Source organism: Streptomyces chlorus (assembly GCF_042655885.1).
GTDB lineage: Bacteria > Actinomycetota > Actinomycetes > Streptomycetales > Streptomycetaceae > Streptomyces > Streptomyces chlorus.
The window spans coordinates 40,575-57,379 of the sequence record NZ_JBHSOA010000100.1 but is presented as its reverse complement, the minus strand read 5'-3'; the positions used below and the strand labels follow the sequence as shown (position 1 = coordinate 57,379).

The following is a 16,805-nucleotide window of genomic DNA, read 5'->3' as shown; positions in this document are numbered from 1 at the left end:
GAGAGAGAGGACCTGCGCCATGGGCATCGTGGTGGAGCGCGAAGTGGAACTGCGGCTCATCCTGTCGCCGGAGCGGGACGTCCCGGTGTCGGCCCGGCTCGGCTACCGCGCCGACGACCCCTACGCCGTGCACCTCACCTTTCACATCGACTCCGGGCAGCCGGTGCACTGGACGTTCGCCCGCGAACTGCTGATCGAAGGTGTGTTCCGGCCGTGCGGGCACGGCGATGTGCGGGTGTGGCCGTCGAAGGCGGAGGGGCGCGGCGTCGTCCTGGTGGCGCTGCGCTCGCCCGAGGGGGACGCCCTGCTGGAGGCACCGGCGGCGCAGGTGTCGTCGTGGCTGGAGCGGACGCTGCGGGTGGTGCCGCCGGGCAGCGAGAGCGAGCGGCTCGGGCTGGACGACGGACTGACCGAGCTGCTCGCCCCGTGACGGCGCGGGGTGCGCGGGAGGGCGTCGGGTCAGAAGAGCTTGCCCGGGTTCAGGAGGTTCAGCGGGTCGAAGACCTGTTTGACGGCCCGCTGCATCTCCACGCCCACCGGGCCGATCTCGCGGGCCAGCCATTCCTTCTTCAGTACGCCGACGCCGTGCTCGCCGGTGATGGTGCCGCCGAGTTCCAGGCCGAGGGCCATGATCTCGTCGAAGGACTCGCGGGCCCGGCGCGACTCGTCGGGGTCCTGGGCGTCGAAGCAGACGGTCGGGTGGGTGTTGCCGTCGCCCGCGTGGGCGACGACACCGATGGTGAGCCGGTACTTCTCGGCGATCCGCTCGACGCCGTCGATGAGTTCGCCGAGCCGGGAGCGGGGCACGCACACGTCGTCGATCATCGTGGTGCCCTTGACCGCCTCCAGGGCGACCAGGGACAGGCGCCTGGCCTGGAGCAGCAGTTCGGACTCGGCGGCGTCCTCGGCCGGTACGACCTGGGTGGCGCCGGCCGCCTCGCACAGCGCGCCGAGGGCGGTGAGGTCGGCGGCGGGGTCGGTGGTGTCGAACGCGGCGAGCAGCAGGGCCTCGGTGCTCTCCGGGAGTCCCATCCGGGCCATGTCGTTGACGGCCTTGACCGTCGTACGGTCCATCAGCTCGAGGAGTGAGGGGACGTGCCCGCCGGCCATGATGCGGCACACGGCGTCGCAGGCGGCGGCGCCGGAGGCGAACTCGGCGGCCAGCACCAGCTGCTCGGGCGGTTGGGGCCGCAGGGCGAGGATCGCGCGCACGACGACGCCGAGGGATCCCTCGGAGCCGACGAACAGGCGGGTCAGGTCGTATCCGGCGACGCCCTTGGCGGTGCGGCGGCCGGTGGACATCAGGCGGCCGTCGGCGAGGACCACGTCGAGGCCGAGCACGTACTCGGCGGTGACGCCGTACTTCACGCAGCACAGCCCGCCGGAGGCGGTGCCGATGTTGCCGCCGATGGTGCAGGTCTCCCAGCTGGAGGGGTCGGGCGGGTAGGAGAGGCCGTGTTCGCCGACGGCGTGGGAGAGGGTGGCGTTGACGACGCCGGGTTCGACGACGGCGACCCGGTCGACGGGGTTGATCTCCAGGATGGCGTCCATCCTGGTCAGGGAGAGCACGATGCATCCGTCGGTCGCGTTGGCGGCACCGGACAGGCCGGTGCGGGCGCCCTGCGGGACGACGGGGACGCGCAGGGCGGTGGCGGTGCGCATGACGTGCTGCACCTGTTCGACCGTGCGGGGCAGGACGACCACCGCCGGGGTGCCGGCCGGGCAGAAGCTCGCCATGTCGTTGGCGTAGGAGGCCGTGATGTCGGAGTCGGTGAGCACGGCCTCGGGGGGCAGGCCGTCGAGCAGCCGGCCGACGAGGGGGCCGACCGCCACCGTGTCTTCATCGCGTCGCGCTTCGATACGGCTCACGATCACAGCGTGACACCCGGGGCCATCGGTGTGAACCCCCCGTACGTCACCTGGTCGTAAGCCGTCGTGAACCGGGGTGTGGTTCGTCGTATCGGCGGATGATGTGACGCACAGTGTGCGCCATGGACGACAAGCCACAGGAGACCGGGGGCGGGGACGAGACCCGTCGGCAGGACGAGATCCGCGGGCGGGTGGGCCGCGGGCGCCGGATGCGGTTCGGTTCGGCCGCCGCCGGGTGTGCCGTGCTCGGCGGGGTGCTGGTGCTGCTGCCGTGGGGGCACCGGGCGGACGGGCCACCGGAGCCGGCACCCGGGGCGCGGGCGCAGGCAGTGGTGGCCGGGGCGCGGGCGCAGGCGGCGGTGGCCGGTGGGGTGCCGGCGTCGCTGCCCGATCTGGAAGTGCTGGTCGAGGAGCGGGAGCGGCATCTGAAGGAGCATCCGAAGGACGCGGAGTCCTGGGCGGTGCTCGGGGCGGCCCGGCTGGAGCAGGGGCGGCGGCTGGCGGACCCCGCGCGGTACTCGCGGGCCGAGCAGGCGCTGCGCACCTCGCTGAAGGTGCGGCCACGGGGCAATGCCGAGGCGCTGCGCGGGCTGGCGGCGCTGGCGAACGCGCGCCGCGACCATCCCGCCGCCCTCGAGTGGGGCGAGCGGGCACTGAAGCTGGAGCCGAAGCGGTGGACGACGTACCCCCCGCTGGTCGAGGCGTACGCCGGACTCGGTGACGGCGAGGCGGCGGGGAAGATGCTGGACCGGCTGAAGGCGTTGCGGTCGGATCCGGCCGTGATGGCGCGGGCGGCGGCCGTGTACCGGGACAAGGGCAGGCAGGAGGACGCGGCGGCCCAGCTCGCCGACGCCGCCGCGGCGGCCGGGGAACCGGCCGAGCGGGCGTCGTACCTGGAACAGGCCGGGCAGCTGGCCTGGGAGCGCGGCGACCGGGAGGACGCCCTGCGGCACTTCCAGGAGGCGGTGCGCATCGACCCGGACCAGCGAGCGGCGCAGGTGGGGCAGGGCAGGGCGCTGGTCGCGCTCGGCCGGACCACGGAGGCGCTCAGCGCCTACCGGGCGGCGCTGGCCCGGCAGCCGCTGCCGGAGTACGCGCTGGAATTGGGCGAGCTGTACGAGTCCCTGGGGCTGCGGCAGGCCGCCCGGGTCCACTACGACCTGCTGCGCTCCCTGGTACGCGAGGCCGCCGCCCACGGGGTCGGCGGGGATCTGGTGCTCGGCCGGTTCGAGGCGGACCACGGGGACCCTCGGGCCGCGGTGCGGCGGCTGCGGACGGAGTGGGAGCGGCAGCCGTCGACGGCGGTGGCCGACGCGCTGGGCTGGGCGCTGCACCGGTCGGGGCGGTCCGAGGAGGCGCTGGAGTTCGCGGTGCGGGCGACGGAGGAGACGCACGGCGGCGGGGTGCGCAGCGCGCTGCACGCCTTTCACCGGGGCATGATCGAGCTCGAGCTGGGGCGAGGGGGGTCCCCCCTGCTCGTGGGGGTCCCCCCTGTTCGAGCGGAGCCGGGAACTCGGGGGAGAAGCCGAGAGCTTGGGGGAGGGCCCGCGCGGCGGCATCTGCGGGAGGCCCTGCGGATCAACCCGTACTTCTCCCCGCTGCGGGTGCCTCAGGCGAAGGCGGCACTGGAACGGCTGGGCGAGCCACCGGTCGGGGACGGGCCGCCGGACTGGTCATGAGGAGAGCCGGAGGGGGCCGGATACAGGACGGCCACAGCGAGAACCGGACGCGGGACAGCCGCGGCGAGAACCGGACGCGGGGTGGTGCCCGCGTCCGGACCTAGCCGGCATCGGTCTCGCCGTCACCCGGTCACAGGTTGCCGCGGCGTTCCTGCTCCCGTTCGATGGCCTCGAAGAGGGCCTTGAAGTTGCCCTTGCCGAAGCCCATGGAGCCGTGCCGCTCGATGATCTCGAAGAACACGGTCGGCCGGTCCTGGACCGGCTTGGTGAAGATCTGCAGCAGGTAGCCGTCCTCGTCCCGGTCGACGAGGATCTTCAGCTCGCGCAGGGTGTCGACCGGCACCCGGGTGTCGCCGGCCCACTCGCCGAGGGTGTCGTAGTACGAGTCCGGGGTGTCCAGGAACCGCACACCGGCCGCGCGCATCTGGCGGACCGTCTGCACGATGTCGTTGGTGTTGAGCGCGATGTGCTGGACGCCGGCGCCGCCGTAGAACTCCAGGTACTCGTCGATCTGGGACTTCTTCTTGGCGACGGCGGGCTCGTTGATCGGGAACTTGACCTTGAGGGTGCCGTCGGCGACCACCTTCGACATCAGCGCGCTGTACTCGGTGGCGATGTCATCGCCCACGAACTCCTTCATGTTCGTGAAGCCCATGACCTTGTTGTAGAACGCGACCCACTCGTTCATCCGGCCGAGCTCGACGTTGCCGACGCAGTGGTCGATGGCCTGGAAGAACCGCTGGGAGGGTGGTTCCACGATCGGCTCGGCGGCGACGAAGCCGGGCAGGTAGGGCCCGTCGTAGCCGGTGCGCTCGACGAGGGTGTGCCGGGTCTCGCCGTACGTGGCGATCGCGGCGAGGACGACGGTGCCGTGCTCGTCCTTCAGCTCGTACGGCTGGGCGAGCGGGCGGGCGCCGTGCTCGACGGCGTAGGCGAACGCGGCGCGCGCGTCCGGGACCTCGAGGGCGAGGTCGACGACGCCGTCGCCGTGGGCGGCCACGTGCTCGGCGAGGAAGGCGCCCTGTTCGGTGGACTGCTTGATCACCGAGGTGAGGACGAACCGGGCGGAGCCGCTCTCCAGGACGTAGCTCGCGGTCTCACGGCTGCCGTTCTCCGGTCCGGAGTAGGCGACCAGCTTCATGCCGAAGGCGGTGGAGTAGTAGTGCGCCGCCTGCTTGGCGTTGCCCACGGCGAAGACGACCGCGTCCATTCCCTTGACCGGGAAGGGATCGGCCTGCCGGGCGGTCGTGTCGGGAGTGTGGTGTGTGGTCTGCGTCATAGGTGCAGGGTGATCCAGCTCTGCAAGGTGCGCAATAGTTCGCTCGTTCACTGGGCATGGTGTCCAGTGACCTGCCGTGATCAGCGGACTGTCTGTACAGGATGACCAGAAGCGGAGGCCGGCATGGCGATCGATCGGCTGGACGGCCGGATCATCCTGCTCCTCGCACGGGAGCCGCGGATCGGGGTACTGGAGATGTCCCGGCGGCTGGGAGTGGCGCGGGGGACGGTGCAGGCGCGGCTGGACCGGCTTCAGTCGAACGGAGTCATCCGCGGCTTCGGCCCCCAGGTGGATCCGGCGGCCCTCGGCTACCCGGTCACGGCGTTCGCGACGCTGGAGATCCGGCAGGGTCAAGGGGCGGATGTCCGGGCGCACTTGGCGACCGTTCCGGAGGTCCTGGAACTGCACACCACGACCGGCAGCGGGGACATGCTGTGCCGGCTCGTGGCCCGCTCCAACGCCGATCTCCAACGGGTGATCGACCGTGTCGTCGGTTTTGATGGCATCGTCCGGGCCGCCACGGCGATCGTGATGGAGAACCCCGTTCCGCTGCGGATCATCCCGCTGGTGGAGCAGGCCGCGCTCCTCGAACCGCCGGGCAGGGACCCGGACGGACCGGACTGAGCCGGACCGACCGGACGGGCGTGGCCGAGCTGGGGTGAGCGGACGTGAACTTCTGGGAGTACCTGGGCAACCGCCACCAGCAGCTGCTCATCGACACGTACCAGCACGCGAGCGTGGTCTTCCAGTGCATGGTGGCGGCGACCGCGATCGGCGTGCTGATCGGGGTGGCGACGTACCGCAGCGACTGGGCGGGCAGCTTGGCCACGACCACCACCTCGACCCTGCTGACCATCCCGTCGCTGGCCATGATCGGTCTGCTGATCCCGATCGTGGGGCTCGGGGTGCCGCCGACGGTGATCGCGCTGACGCTGTACGGGCTGCTGCCGATCGTGCGGAACTCGATCGTCGGCCTGCGCGGGGTCGACCCCGCGCTGGTGGACGCGGCCACCGGCATCGGCATGTCGCGGGTGGCCCGGCTGGCCCGGGTGGAGCTGCCGCTGGCCTGGCCACCGATCCTCACCGGGATCCGGGTCTCCACGCAGATGCTGATGGGCATCGCCGCCATCGCCGCGTACGCCTCCGGCCCCGGCCTCGGCAACCTGATCTTCCGCGGGATCGCCTCGCTGGGCAGCAGCAACGCGCTCAACCAGGTGCTCGCGGGCACCCTCCTGATCATCCTCCTCGCGCTGTTGTTCGACGCCGGGTACGTCCTGATCGGGCGGCTGACCATCTCCAGGGGGATCCGTGCCTGAGTCACCCGCTTCGGGGACGCCCGGCGCACTCGCCGCACCCGACGACGCCACCGAATCCGCCGGAACCACCGGCGCGACCATCGAGCTGGAGAGCCTCACCAAGCGGTATCCGGGCAGTCCGCAGCCGGCCGTCGACAACGTCAGCATGGAGATCAGGGCGGGCGAGACGGTCATCCTCGTCGGCCCGTCCGGCTGCGGGAAGTCGACCACACTGAAGATGATCAACCGGTTGATCGAGCCGAGCGGCGGCCGGATCCGCATCGGCGACGAGGACGTCACCGACATGGACCCGGTGAAGCTGCGCCGCCAGGTCGGGTACGCGATCCAGTCCAGCGGGCTGTTCCCGCACATGACGGTGGCCCAGAACATCGCGCTGGTGCCGAAGATGCTGCGCTGGCCGGCGGCCCGGGTGCGGGCGCGGGTGGAGGAGATGCTGGACCTGGTCGGCCTGGACCCGGGCGAGTTCCACGGCCGCTATCCGCGCCGCCTCTCCGGCGGGCAGCAGCAGCGGGTGGGCGTGGCGCGGGCGCTGGCGGCGGACCCGCCGGTGCTGCTGATGGACGAGCCGTTCGGGGCGGTGGACCCCATCACCCGCGACCATCTCCAGGACGAGCTGATCCGGCTGCAGCACGAACTGCACAAGACGATCGTCTTCGTCACCCACGACTTCGACGAGGCGATCAAGCTCGGCGACCGGATCGCGGTACTGCGCGAGCGCTCGCACATCGCCCAGTTCGACACCCCGGAGGCGATCCTCACCAACCCGGCGGACGACTTCGTCTCGGGTTTCGTCGGCGCCGGGGCCGCGCTGAAGCGGCTGAACCTCACCCGCGTACGGGACGTGGGGATCACCGACTATCCGACGGTGACCGTCGACGACCCGCTCCAGGAGATCTTCAACCTGCTCCGCTCCAGCGGCTCCAACGAGATCCTGCTGCTCGACCGGCGCCGCCGCCCCTACAAGTGGCTCCGGCGCGGCGACCTGATGCGGGCCAAGGGCTCGCTGGCCCGCGCGGGCACCCTCGTGCACGACACGGTGACCCGGGACGCCACCCTGCGGGACGCGCTGGAGGCGGTGCTCACCGACAGCGCGGGACGGGTCGCGGTCACCGGCGGGCGCGGCGCGTACGAGGGCGTCGTCGACGTGGAGACGCTGATGAACTCCGTGCACGAACTGCTGGAGGCCGACCGGCTGGAGGCGATGGAGGCCCAGCACGAACTGGAGGGGCAGCGGGCCGGCCTGACGCACGCCGAACAGGAGGGCGTGGGCGAGGAGGGGGACCGGTGAGCTCCTCCCCGCAGCGGCGGCCCCCCGGCGAGCACGAGGCCAAAGGGCTCGCCTTCCGCGACGACGGCGAGGGCCGGGACAAGGACGACGGCGGGGACGGGCCCACGAGCGGACCGGCCGGGTCCGCGTCCCCGGTGGCGAACGCGTCCCGGGTGACGTGGCAGAAGCTGACGTTCCTGCCCGTGGTACTGATCGCCCTGCTGCTCGCGACCTGGCTGTGGTTCACCCAGGCCGACCTGGACGCGCTGTCCCGGAACGCGCTCTCCGACGGGCAGGTGTCCAAGGCGCTGTGGCAGCACATCGAACTGACCGTGATCTCGACCTTCTTCGTGCTGATCATCGCGATCCCGCTGGGGATCCTGCTGACCAGACCGGCCTTGCGCAGGGCCGCCCCGGTCGTGATGGCGTTCGCCAACATGGGCCAGGCGACGCCCGCGATCGGTCTGCTCGCGCTGCTGGTGATCTGGCTCGGCATCGGCCGCAGGGCCGCCCTCATCGGCATCATCGCCTACGCCGTGCTGCCGGTGCTCTCCAACACCATCGCGGGCCTGCGGGCCAACGACCCGACCCTGCTGGAGGCGGCGCGCGGCATCGGCATGTCCCCGCTGGGCGTACTGGCCCGCGTGGAACTGCCCCTGGCCGTCCCGCTCATCCTCGCCGGGGTGCGTACGGCCCTGGTCCTGAACGTCGGCACGGCCACCCTGGCGACCTTCGGCGGGGGCGGCGGTCTGGGCGTCCTGATCACCACCGGGATCACCAGCCAGCGGATGCCGGTGCTGGTGCTGGGCGCGATCCTCACGGTCGCCCTGGCCCTGCTGGTGGACTGGCTGGCCTCGCTGGCCGAACTGCTGCTGCGGCCGCGGGGGCTGGAGGCGGGCACATGAGGCGGCGCGGGTGTCTGCTGCTCGCCGGCGTGCTGCTGACGGGGGTCTCCTCCTGCGGGCTGACCAGCGGCTCCCCCATGGTCGACGCCGTGGAACCGGGTTCGATCGGGCGGGGGAAGCCGCTCGAGGGCGCGAACCTCACTGTCACCTCCAAGGAGTTCACCGAGCAGCTGATCCTGGGCGCGATCATGGGCATCGCCTTCCAGGCGGCCGGCGCCCAGGTGATCGACCGCACCGGCATCCAGGGCTCCATCGGCGCCCGGGAGGCGGTCGTCAAGGGGAACGCGGACGCCTCGTACGAGTACACCGGCACGGCGTGGATCACGTACCAGGGCAACAGCAAGCCCCTCCCCGACCCGCGCAAGCAGTGGGAGGCGGTGCGCGAGGCCGACCTGAGGAACGGGGTGACCTGGCTGGAGCCGTCGGCGCTGAACAACACCTACGCCCTGGCCATGAACCAGGCGAACTACAGGAAGTACGGCACGCGGACGCTGTCGGAGGTGGCCGCGCTGGCGAAGTCCGACCCGTCGGCGGTGACCCTGTGCGTGGAGGGCGAGTTCGCCAACCGGACGGACGGGCTGCGGGGCATGGAGAAGGCGTACGGCATGAACGTGGCCGCGGGGAACATCACGCAGATGGACACCGGGATCATCTACACCCAGACGGCCAAGGGCGCCTGCACCTACGGCGAGGTCTTCACCACCGACGGCCGGATCAAGTCCATGAACCTGGTGGTGATGAAGGACGACAGGAAGTTCTTCCCCAACTACAACGCGGCGCCGATGGTCAACACCGGTGCCCTGAAGAAGTGGCCGGCGATTCCCGAGGTCCTCGACCCGGTCACCGCGAAGCTGGACAACGAGGTGGCGCGGACCCTGAACGCCAAGGTGGACGTGGACGGCGAGGACCCCCACCAGGTGGCGCTGGACTGGATGGTGAACGAGGGGTTCGTCAGGAAACGCTGAGCCGGCGGACCGCGGTCAGCAGCTCGGGACCTTGCCCGCGCCCTTCTCCAGATCGACCAGGGCGTCGACGGTGCCCTCGAGGGTGGTGACCGGGATCAGGCGCAGGCCGTCGGGGAGTTCCGCCCGCGCCTCGGCGCACTCGGCCTCGGGGACCAGGAAGACGGTGGCGCCGTCCCGCCGGGCGGCCTGCGTCTTCAGCGGCACTCCGCCCACGGCGCCGACCCTGCCTTCGGCGTCGATCGTCCCCGTACCGGCGATGATCCGGCCGCCGGTGAGGTCGCCGCCGCTGTCGTCGCCGTTCAGCTTGTCGACGATGCCGAGGGAGAAGAGCAGGCCGGCGCTGGGGCCGCCGACGTCGGCGAGCTTCAGCTCGACCTTGACGCCCTTGCCGTCCAGGTCCAGGTAGCCCAGTGCGGCCCGGGTCGCCTCGTCCTGCGACTGGCGCATCTGCTTCTCGTTGTACCGCTCGATCTCCTTGACGTCGCCCCCGCTGGGGTAGACCGAGTCGCGGGGCATGACCGCCTGATCGGTGCCGAACCAGGCGTCGAGAACGTCCGGGAGGCTCACCCGGGTGTCGGGGGAGGTCGCCTCGATCGTCGTCATCCGCAGCTGACCGGTGGTCTCGCGGGTCTTCGCGCCGGAAATGGTGATGACCTGCGTGCCCCGGTTCTTGCCGAGCACGTCGGCCGTCAGCCCCGGCTGCGCCACCGAGAACGGCAGCGGCGCGAACACCGCCGTGGCCAGCAGGGCGACGACGGGAGCGGCACAGACGGCGAGGACCCGGGGGCGCGTGAGGCGAGAGAGCACGGGATCAATCTAACGTGAACCCTCCCCCCAGTTGGAGCAGGGGGATTCCTGGCTCAGGAAGCCCCACAGGTCAGCGACCTGCGAGGCCTTACTCCCTCAACACCAGCCGGGACGGAACCTGCCCGGTTCGTCGAGCAAAGCTCGGGTGTGCCGTCCTGGTTCTCGATCGACACGGTGTGCGCGCTTGGTTCTCGCAACGCACGGTATGCGCTTCACCCGATCACGTGGGCACCTTCGGCGCGATGTCTCCGCGACCGCCGGCTCAGCGCCCCCGGCCGTCAGCGCAGCGCCTCCGCGACCTCGCGGGCCGCGTCCATGACGCGGGGGCCGACCCGTTCGGGGACCACGTCGGCCAGCATCACCACGCCGACGCTGCCCTCGACGCCGGTGACCCCGATCAGGGGCGCCGCCGCTCCGCACGCGCCGGCTTCCAGTTCGCCGTGGGTGAGGGTGTATCCGGGGTCGCGCGGCCGCTGCCGGGCCGAGATGATCGCCCTGCCGGCGGCGCCCCGTTCCAGCGGATGCCGGAACCCGGCCCGGTAGGCCACGTGGTAGTCCGTCCACGACGGTTCCACCACGGCGACGGCCAGCGCTTCGGCCCCGTCCACCAGCGTCAGGTGCGCGGTCGCGCCGATGTCCTCCGCCAGCGACCGCAGGGCCGGCATCGCGGCCTCGCGTACGAGCGGGTGCACCTGGCGGCCCAGCCGCAGCACCCCGAGTCCGACCCGAGCCCGTCCGCCGAGGTCACGGCGTACGAGCGCGTGCTGTTCCAGTGTGGCGAGCAACCGGTACACAACGGTCCGGTTCACGCCCAGTCTGTGGGAAAGCTCGGTGACGGTCAGACCGTGGTCCGTGTCGGCCAGCAGTTTGAGGACCCGTAGTCCCCGGTCGAGCGTCTGAGAGGTCTCCGCGGTCACGACGCCCACTCCTTCGTGGTCAGGTCGGCGGCCCTCTCACGGCGTATGCGTCACCGAGTCCCGTCGGCGACGCGCTTCAGAGGCCGCCGATCGGCCGGCGGCCCGGCTGTGTCCCGGGCGCAGTCGCTTCACGGCTGCGCTCCGCGGCGGCGCTGCCACGGGGCGTGTGCGTAGCGGGACAGTAGCGAGCCGGTCCGGTCAGCGGAAGGCTCCGTCCAGAATCCGGGCACCTCTGCCCACAAAGTGACACTGTTTGCCCATACATGAACGGATCCTGGCGTCTTTCGTTTGGATCAAGCCGGACCAGGGAGCGGGGCTCGGGTGCAGGGCTCGGGTGCAGGTCGGGCTCACCGCATGCGGGTGGCCCACTCCTGCACCTTGGCGATCCGCTGGCGCAGCTGGCCCGGTGTCGCCTCGGCGGCGGGCGGGCCGCCGCAGACGCGGCGCAGCTCGGTGTGGATGACGCCGTGCGGTTTGCCGCTCTGGTGGACGTAGGCGCCGACCATGTTGTTGAGCTGCCGGCGCAGTTCCATCATCTCCTTGTGGGAGACCACGGGGCGCCGCTCGGCGGGCAGTTCGAGCAGGTCGGCCTCGGTGTCCGGCTTCTTGCGGCTGTGCGCGATCTGCCGGGCCTGCCGCTTCTGCAGCAGCAGCTCCACCTGGTCGGGTTCGAGGAGCCCCGGGATGCCCAGGTAGTCCTGCTCCTCCTCGCTGCCGGGGTGGGCCTGCATGCCGAAGTCGGCGCCGTTGTAGGTGACCCGGTCGAAGACGGCGTCGGACTCCAGCGCCTCGAAGGGCAGCATCTCCTCGCCGGTGTCCTCGTCCTGCTCCCGGTTCGCCTCGTCCATCTCCTGCTCGGACTCGGCGTACGGGTCCTCCTCGCCCTCCTTCTTGGGCTTGTCGAGGACGTGGTCGCGCTCGCGCTCCATCTCGCCCGCGAAGGTGAGCAGGTCGGGCACGGTCGGCAGGAACACGGAGGCGGTCTCGCCGCGCCGCCTCGACCGTACGAAACGGCCGACGGCCTGGGCGAAGAACAGCGGGGTGGAGATGGTGGTGGCGTACACGCCGACGGCGAGGCGCGGGACGTCGACGCCCTCGGACACCATGCGGACGGCGACCATCCACCGGTCGTCACTCCCGCTGAACTCGTCGATGCGTTTCGAGGCGCCGGTGTCGTCGGACAGGACGACGGTGGCCTTGCTGCCGGTGATCTCGCGGATCAGCTTGGCGTAGGCGCGGGCGGAGTCCTGGTCGGTGGCGATGACGAGGGCCCCGGCGTCCGGGACGGACTTCCTGACCTCGGTCAGCCGCTGGTCCGCGGCGCGCAGCACGGACGGCATCCACTCGCCGCGCGGGTCGAGGGCGGTGCGCCAGGCCTGGCTGATCGCGTCCTTGGTCATGGGTTCGCCGAGGCGGGCCGCGATCTCGTCGCCGGCCTTGGTGCGCCAGCGCATGTTGCCGCTGTAGGCGAGGAAGATGACGGGGCGGACGACGCCGTCGGCGAGCGCGGAGCCGTACCCGTAGGTGTAGTCGGCGGCCGACCGGCGGATGCCGTCGTTGCCCTCCTCGTACGTCACGAACGGGATGGGGTTGGTGTCGGACCGGAACGGCGTACCGGTCAGCGTGAGCCTGCGGGTGGCCGGCTCGAACGCCTCCAGGCAGGCCTCGCCCCAGGACTTGCTGTCACCGGCGTGGTGGATCTCGTCGAGGATGACGAGGGTCTTGCGCTGCTCGGACCGGTTGCGGTGCAGCATGGGGCGCACGCCGACACCGGCGTAGGTGACGGCGACCCCGTGGTAGTCCTTGCCGACCGGGCCCGCGCTGTACTCGGGGTCCAGCTTGATCCCGACCCGCGCGGCGGCCTCGGCCCACTGCTTCTTCAGATGCTCGGTGGGCGCGACGACGGTCACCTGCTGCACGACGTGGTGGTGCAGCAGCCAGGAGGCCAGCGTCAGCGCGAAGGTGGTCTTGCCGGCGCCGGGGGTGGCGACCGCCAGGAAGTCGCGCGGCTGCGTCTGGAGGTACCTCTCCATCGCCCCCTGCTGCCAGGCCCGGAGCTTGCCGGCGGTGCCCCAGGGGGCACGGCCGGGAAAGGCCGGGGACAGGTGGTGCGAGGCGGAAGCGGCGGTGGTAGTCACGGTCTCCGTTGTGGGGACGGGGGCGGGTTCGGGCGGCTCGGCCGCGCCGGGAACCCGGCCGCAGGGGCGGCCGGCCGCACCCGGCGGTCGGCGTACGGCAACCGGGCCACCCTATCCGCGCCCCGGTCCGGACGGTGCCCGGGCCGGACGGCGGCACTCGGGGGTGGGACCGACGTCACAGCCTCCGCAACTGCCCCGCGATGCTTCCCACAGCCGCCTCGTCACCCACACCCCCGCCAGTGCCACCGCCGCCATCGGCAGGAACACCGCGACGAAGGCGGCCGGGTGGGAGCCGGTGGCGTCCGTGGTCCCGTGGGTGACCGTGCCGCCGCCGAGGGCGGCGAAGGCCGCTCCCCCGGCGGCCAGCAGGAGGACGTTGGAGAGGCCGTCGGAGATCTGGAGGGCGGCGGAGTTGGTGCCCGCCTCCTCGGGTGCGGAGAGCTGGAGCAGCAGGACGCTGGTGGAGGAGATCACCAGGCCCATCCCGAGGCAGCCGAACGCCCAGGCGACGGCCAGGGTCCAGGCGGGGACCGTCTCGATCAGCACGCTCGGGGCCGCCGCGATGGCCCCCGCCACCAGGAGCATCCCGAGGGTCGTCAGCCGCTCCCGGTGCGGTTCCAGGTGGGGCCGCGACTGGATCCAGGAGCCCAGCGCCCAGGTGACGCCGCCCGCCGCGAGGGAGAACCCGGCGAGAGTCGGGCTGAGACCGCGCTGGGTGACCAGCATCAGCGGGACGAAGGACTCGGCGGCGATGAAGGATCCCGCGGCGACGCCGCGCAGCAACACCACCGAGGGCAGACCGCGCGCCGCCCGCCAGGTGCCGCGCGGGAGCAGCCCCAGCACCGCGGGCACCAGCAGCGCCACGCCCGCCGCGCCGGGCAGCAGGGAGATCCAGCGCAGGTCCTGGGCGGCGTACTGGAGCAGCGCGGCGCCGAAGGAGATCGCGAGGGCGAGGCGGATGCGGCGGCCGCCGAAGGAGGCCGGTGCGTCCGCGCCGTCACCCGCCGGGCCGGACGCCCGGCGGCGTATCTGCGGGAGGGCGAGGGCGAGGGGGAACGCGACGAGGACCGGGATGCCGAGGAACACCCACCGCCAGCCGATGTGTTCGGTCACCGCTCCGGAAGCGAGCGGGCCGACGATCGACGGCACCACCCAGCTCGCCGCGAACGCGGCCATGATCGCCGGACGCAGCCGCTCCGGGTAGGCCCGGCCGACGACGACGTACAGCGCGACGATCACCATCCCGCCGCCGAGGCCCTGCACGGCCCGTCCCAGGATGAACAGCCACATCGAGCCCGCCGTCCCGCCCAGCAGCAGCCCCGCGGCGAAGGCGGCGATGCCCGTGGTCAGCGGCGCGAGCGGCCCGCGCCGGTCCGACCACTGGCCGGAGAGCACCATCGCGAACAGGCTGGTCGTGAAGAACGCCGAGAACGCGAACGCGTACAGCGACACCCCGTCCAGCTCGCGCGCCGCGACCGGCATGGCCGTGCCCACCGCCGTCGCCTCGAAGGCGATCAGCAGCACCACGGAGACGATGCCGATGCTCAGCGCCCGGTAGGGGCCGCTCAGCACGCCCTCGTCCCGCTCGCCGCCGGGGGCGGGCGGCATGGTCACAGCGGTGGGCCCGGGTGGGGCGCCGGAGGTCTTGGCGACAGCCGTGTCGCGCGGGTTCGGGGCGGCCATGGGCGCCAGAGTAAGGGCCACAGGACGCTTTGACGCCTGTCGGGGGTCGGACCGGCACCGGGACCTTGGTCGTACTCCCCCGGCCGCCCGCCCCGGCGTTCATGAACGGCGTGTGGCAGTCCCGTTGCACCGCACCGGAATACCTTGAGCGCCACGCCGCCCCGCCGTACGGTCGGCGTACCGAGTTCGCGGCGGCGGGGTGGCGAAGACCACACCTCGCCCCCGGTCTTGGCCGTGTGCCCGAGTGGCTCAGGGATTCGCCTGCAAAGCGAATTACGCGGGTTCGATTCCCGCCACGGCCTCCCCTGCGGGCGGGGTGCTCTCAGAGCACCCCGCCCGCCTCGTCCTGGAACAGCTCCGTCCAGTAGTGCCAGTCGGCGTCGGTCGTGGCGCCCGTCGGGTCGACGGAGGACAGGACCTGGATCATCGTCATGGCCAGCTGGTCGTACGTCTCGCTGGTCAGGGCGTGGCCCGACTCCTCGTCGATGGCGTGCTCGCGGTGCAGCAGCCAGAGGGTGAAGGCGAGGGTCGAGATGTCAGTGTTCAGCGGGTACAGAACGGATTCCGGCTCGCTGAAGTTCAGGACCGCGCCGGTGGCGCCGTCGACGACCAGGCTGTTGTCCTCGACCAGATGGCCGAGGCGGATGAGCCGGTCGGCGTGGGCGGGAAGACGGCCGGCCGGGAACGCGCCGGGGTCGTCGCCGCAGTCGTCGTCGTGGTACTCGGCGAGGGTCCGCAGCGGCAGGTCGGTGTCCAGCTGGAACAGGAAGCCGTCCTCGGGCAGGCCCGTCTCGCGCAGGAAGCGGCGAGTCGGCTCGTGCGTCAGCGTCGCGGGGAAGTCGAACTCCTCGAAACGGACCACGCCCCGCCGGCCGAACTCCTGGTCGAGCAGGCGGACCGGGAGGTCCAGGGCGAGCCCCGAGGCCGTACCCGGACCAGCCACCAGGGTCAGCGGGCGGATCAGCGCGGCCATCCGCCACAGCGGTGCCGGCTCGCCGTCCGCCCCCTCCTCGAACACGGCGAGCAGCTGCCGCGAGGCCTCCGCCACCGCCTTCGTGCCCCAGCGGCCCGCGTAGGCGGCGAACTGGCCGCGCAATCCCGCCAGTTCATCCGTCGCGGCGGCGAACCGCACCAGGGTCGGCAGCGACGGGGCGAGCGGACGACGGTCCATCAGGTCGGGCCGGTCGTGGAAGAAGTACGTCGTCGACACCTCGCCGGTGGCGCCGTCGAGCAGGACCGACTCCGACTTTGGGCCCGCAGGGCCGAGCAGTCCGCCGATGACCACCTGCTCCCGCAGCTCCGCGGAGAGCCCCTCGCCCGGGTCACCGGTCGAGCCGGCGACCGTGCGCAGGCCCTCGCCCCGCAACTGCGCGAAGCTGAACAGGCCGCTGTCGCAGGGCAGTCCGGGGCCGGTCAGCCAGCGGCGCGTGGGCGCGTGCGTGATGAACGGATCGAGGTCGTCCTCGGTCAGGGTGATCGCTGCCGCAATAACCGTGGCATTCATGGCATCCGTGGCAGCGGTGTCGGTCGTGCTCATGGCTCCCCCGTGCATACGTGTGCTCAGTCCCGTGTCCCGTGCTTCGCCGCTCCGGACTGCACCGCCCCGCCCGGACAGGACGGACCCCGGCCCTCCGAACCCGGCAGCCGTCCCCACCACTCGGAACACTACGCGCCGCCACTGACAACGCCCCGGATCAGGAGCGGGCGGGCGACCGGCCGGGATACGGATACGGACGCCCCCAGCGCATAAGACGCTCAAGTACCCCCCGTGCGTTGCCTTCACACGAGAATCAACGTGAACATTCTCCGGCCGCCCGGCCTCGCCGGCCGGTGCCGGCCACTGACGTCGGCCCCACGTCACAGCGGGTCCTGACCCGACGTCGGCCACCGGACGTCAGGCCCACGTCAGCAGCAGGCACGTCCCGACCGGACGTCAACCGGCGGACGACACGGCGGATGCCGGCCGACGGACGACAGCCG

At 72.0% G+C, this 16,805-nt stretch carries 14 protein-coding genes and 1 tRNA gene; 8 read left to right on the top strand and 7 right to left on the bottom strand.

Translation table 11 applies throughout. From position 1 onward, the window contains the following. Positions 1-19 precede the first annotated feature (19 nt). Positions 20-430, top strand: coding sequence for an SsgA family sporulation/cell division regulator (locus ACFPZI_RS32605; RefSeq protein WP_381370780.1), 411 nt, complete (start codon positions 20-22; stop codon positions 428-430). A gap of 29 nt (positions 431-459) precedes the next feature. Here ACFPZI_RS32605 and ACFPZI_RS32600 read toward each other — a convergent pair whose 3' ends face one another. After that, the gene (locus ACFPZI_RS32600) at positions 460-1,875 is read right to left on the bottom strand and encodes an FAD-binding oxidoreductase (protein ID WP_381370779.1); all 1,416 of its coding nucleotides are present in this window, start codon (positions 1,873-1,875) and stop codon (positions 460-462) included. 116 nt (positions 1,876-1,991) lie between these two features. Between ACFPZI_RS32600 and ACFPZI_RS32595 the strand changes: the two genes are divergently transcribed. Then, a complete protein-coding gene (locus ACFPZI_RS32595; RefSeq protein WP_381370778.1) occupies positions 1,992-3,548 on the top strand; it encodes a tetratricopeptide repeat protein in 1,557 nt (518 codons plus the stop codon). Positions 3,549-3,678: 130 nt separating this feature from the next. On the opposite strand, the gene hppD is transcribed toward ACFPZI_RS32595, so the two are convergent. Then, positions 3,679-4,827 carry a 4-hydroxyphenylpyruvate dioxygenase gene (hppD, locus tag ACFPZI_RS32590; protein ID WP_381370777.1) on the bottom strand — a complete coding sequence of 383 codons (1,149 nt, stop codon included), beginning with the start codon at positions 4,825-4,827 and terminating at the stop codon, positions 3,679-3,681. Positions 4,828-4,950: 123 nt separating this feature from the next. Between hppD and ACFPZI_RS32585 the strand changes: the two genes are divergently transcribed. The 5 genes from ACFPZI_RS32585 (at position 4,951) to ACFPZI_RS32565 (ending at position 9,280) form a co-directional block, all read left to right on the top strand. After that, the gene (locus tag ACFPZI_RS32585; RefSeq protein ID WP_381370776.1) at positions 4,951-5,451 is read left to right on the top strand and encodes an Lrp/AsnC family transcriptional regulator; all 501 of its coding nucleotides are present in this window, start codon (positions 4,951-4,953) and stop codon (positions 5,449-5,451) included. A gap of 44 nt (positions 5,452-5,495) precedes the next feature. Then, a complete protein-coding gene (locus ACFPZI_RS32580; protein ID WP_381370775.1) occupies positions 5,496-6,143 on the top strand; it encodes an ABC transporter permease in 648 nt (215 codons plus the stop codon). A gap of 79 nt (positions 6,144-6,222) precedes the next feature. After that, complete coding sequence (locus tag ACFPZI_RS32575) at positions 6,223-7,431, top strand: ABC transporter ATP-binding protein (RefSeq protein ID WP_381370823.1); 1,209 nt, start codon at positions 6,223-6,225, stop codon at positions 7,429-7,431. After that, complete coding sequence (locus ACFPZI_RS32570) at positions 7,428-8,315, top strand: ABC transporter permease (RefSeq protein ID WP_381370774.1); 888 nt, start codon at positions 7,428-7,430, stop codon at positions 8,313-8,315. The genes ACFPZI_RS32575 and ACFPZI_RS32570 overlap by 4 nt, the downstream gene beginning before the upstream one ends. Further along, positions 8,312-9,280 carry a glycine betaine ABC transporter substrate-binding protein gene (locus ACFPZI_RS32565; protein WP_381370773.1) on the top strand — a complete coding sequence of 323 codons (969 nt, stop codon included), beginning with the start codon at positions 8,312-8,314 and terminating at the stop codon, positions 9,278-9,280. Before ACFPZI_RS32570 ends, ACFPZI_RS32565 begins: the two co-directional genes overlap by 4 nt. A gap of 15 nt (positions 9,281-9,295) precedes the next feature. Here ACFPZI_RS32565 and ACFPZI_RS32560 read toward each other — a convergent pair whose 3' ends face one another. From ACFPZI_RS32560 to ACFPZI_RS32545, 4 genes are all read right to left on the bottom strand, one after another. After that, positions 9,296-10,087 (bottom strand): S16 family serine protease, encoded by a 792-nt coding sequence (locus ACFPZI_RS32560; protein WP_381370772.1) that lies wholly within the window; start codon positions 10,085-10,087, stop codon positions 9,296-9,298. A gap of 278 nt (positions 10,088-10,365) precedes the next feature. Next, complete coding sequence (locus tag ACFPZI_RS32555; protein ID WP_381370771.1) at positions 10,366-11,004, bottom strand: IclR family transcriptional regulator; 639 nt, start codon at positions 11,002-11,004, stop codon at positions 10,366-10,368. 347 nt (positions 11,005-11,351) lie between these two features. Continuing rightward, complete coding sequence (locus ACFPZI_RS32550; protein ID WP_381370770.1) at positions 11,352-13,142, bottom strand: DEAD/DEAH box helicase; 1,791 nt, start codon at positions 13,140-13,142, stop codon at positions 11,352-11,354. Positions 13,143-13,253: 111 nt separating this feature from the next. Beyond that, the gene (locus ACFPZI_RS32545; protein WP_381370769.1) at positions 13,254-14,825 is read right to left on the bottom strand and encodes an MFS transporter; all 1,572 of its coding nucleotides are present in this window, start codon (positions 14,823-14,825) and stop codon (positions 13,254-13,256) included. Between the two features lie 230 nt (positions 14,826-15,055). Here ACFPZI_RS32545 and ACFPZI_RS32540 point away from each other — a divergent pair. Further along, positions 15,056-15,127: transfer RNA gene (locus ACFPZI_RS32540), tRNA-Cys, on the top strand. A 20-nt stretch (positions 15,128-15,147) separates the two neighbouring features. Here the strand turns inward: ACFPZI_RS32540 and ACFPZI_RS32535 are convergent. Then, entirely contained in the window at positions 15,148-16,362 is a 1,215-nt protein-coding gene (locus tag ACFPZI_RS32535; protein ID WP_381370768.1) for an SUKH-4 family immunity protein, read from the bottom strand. Between the last annotated feature and the right edge of the window lie 443 nt (positions 16,363-16,805).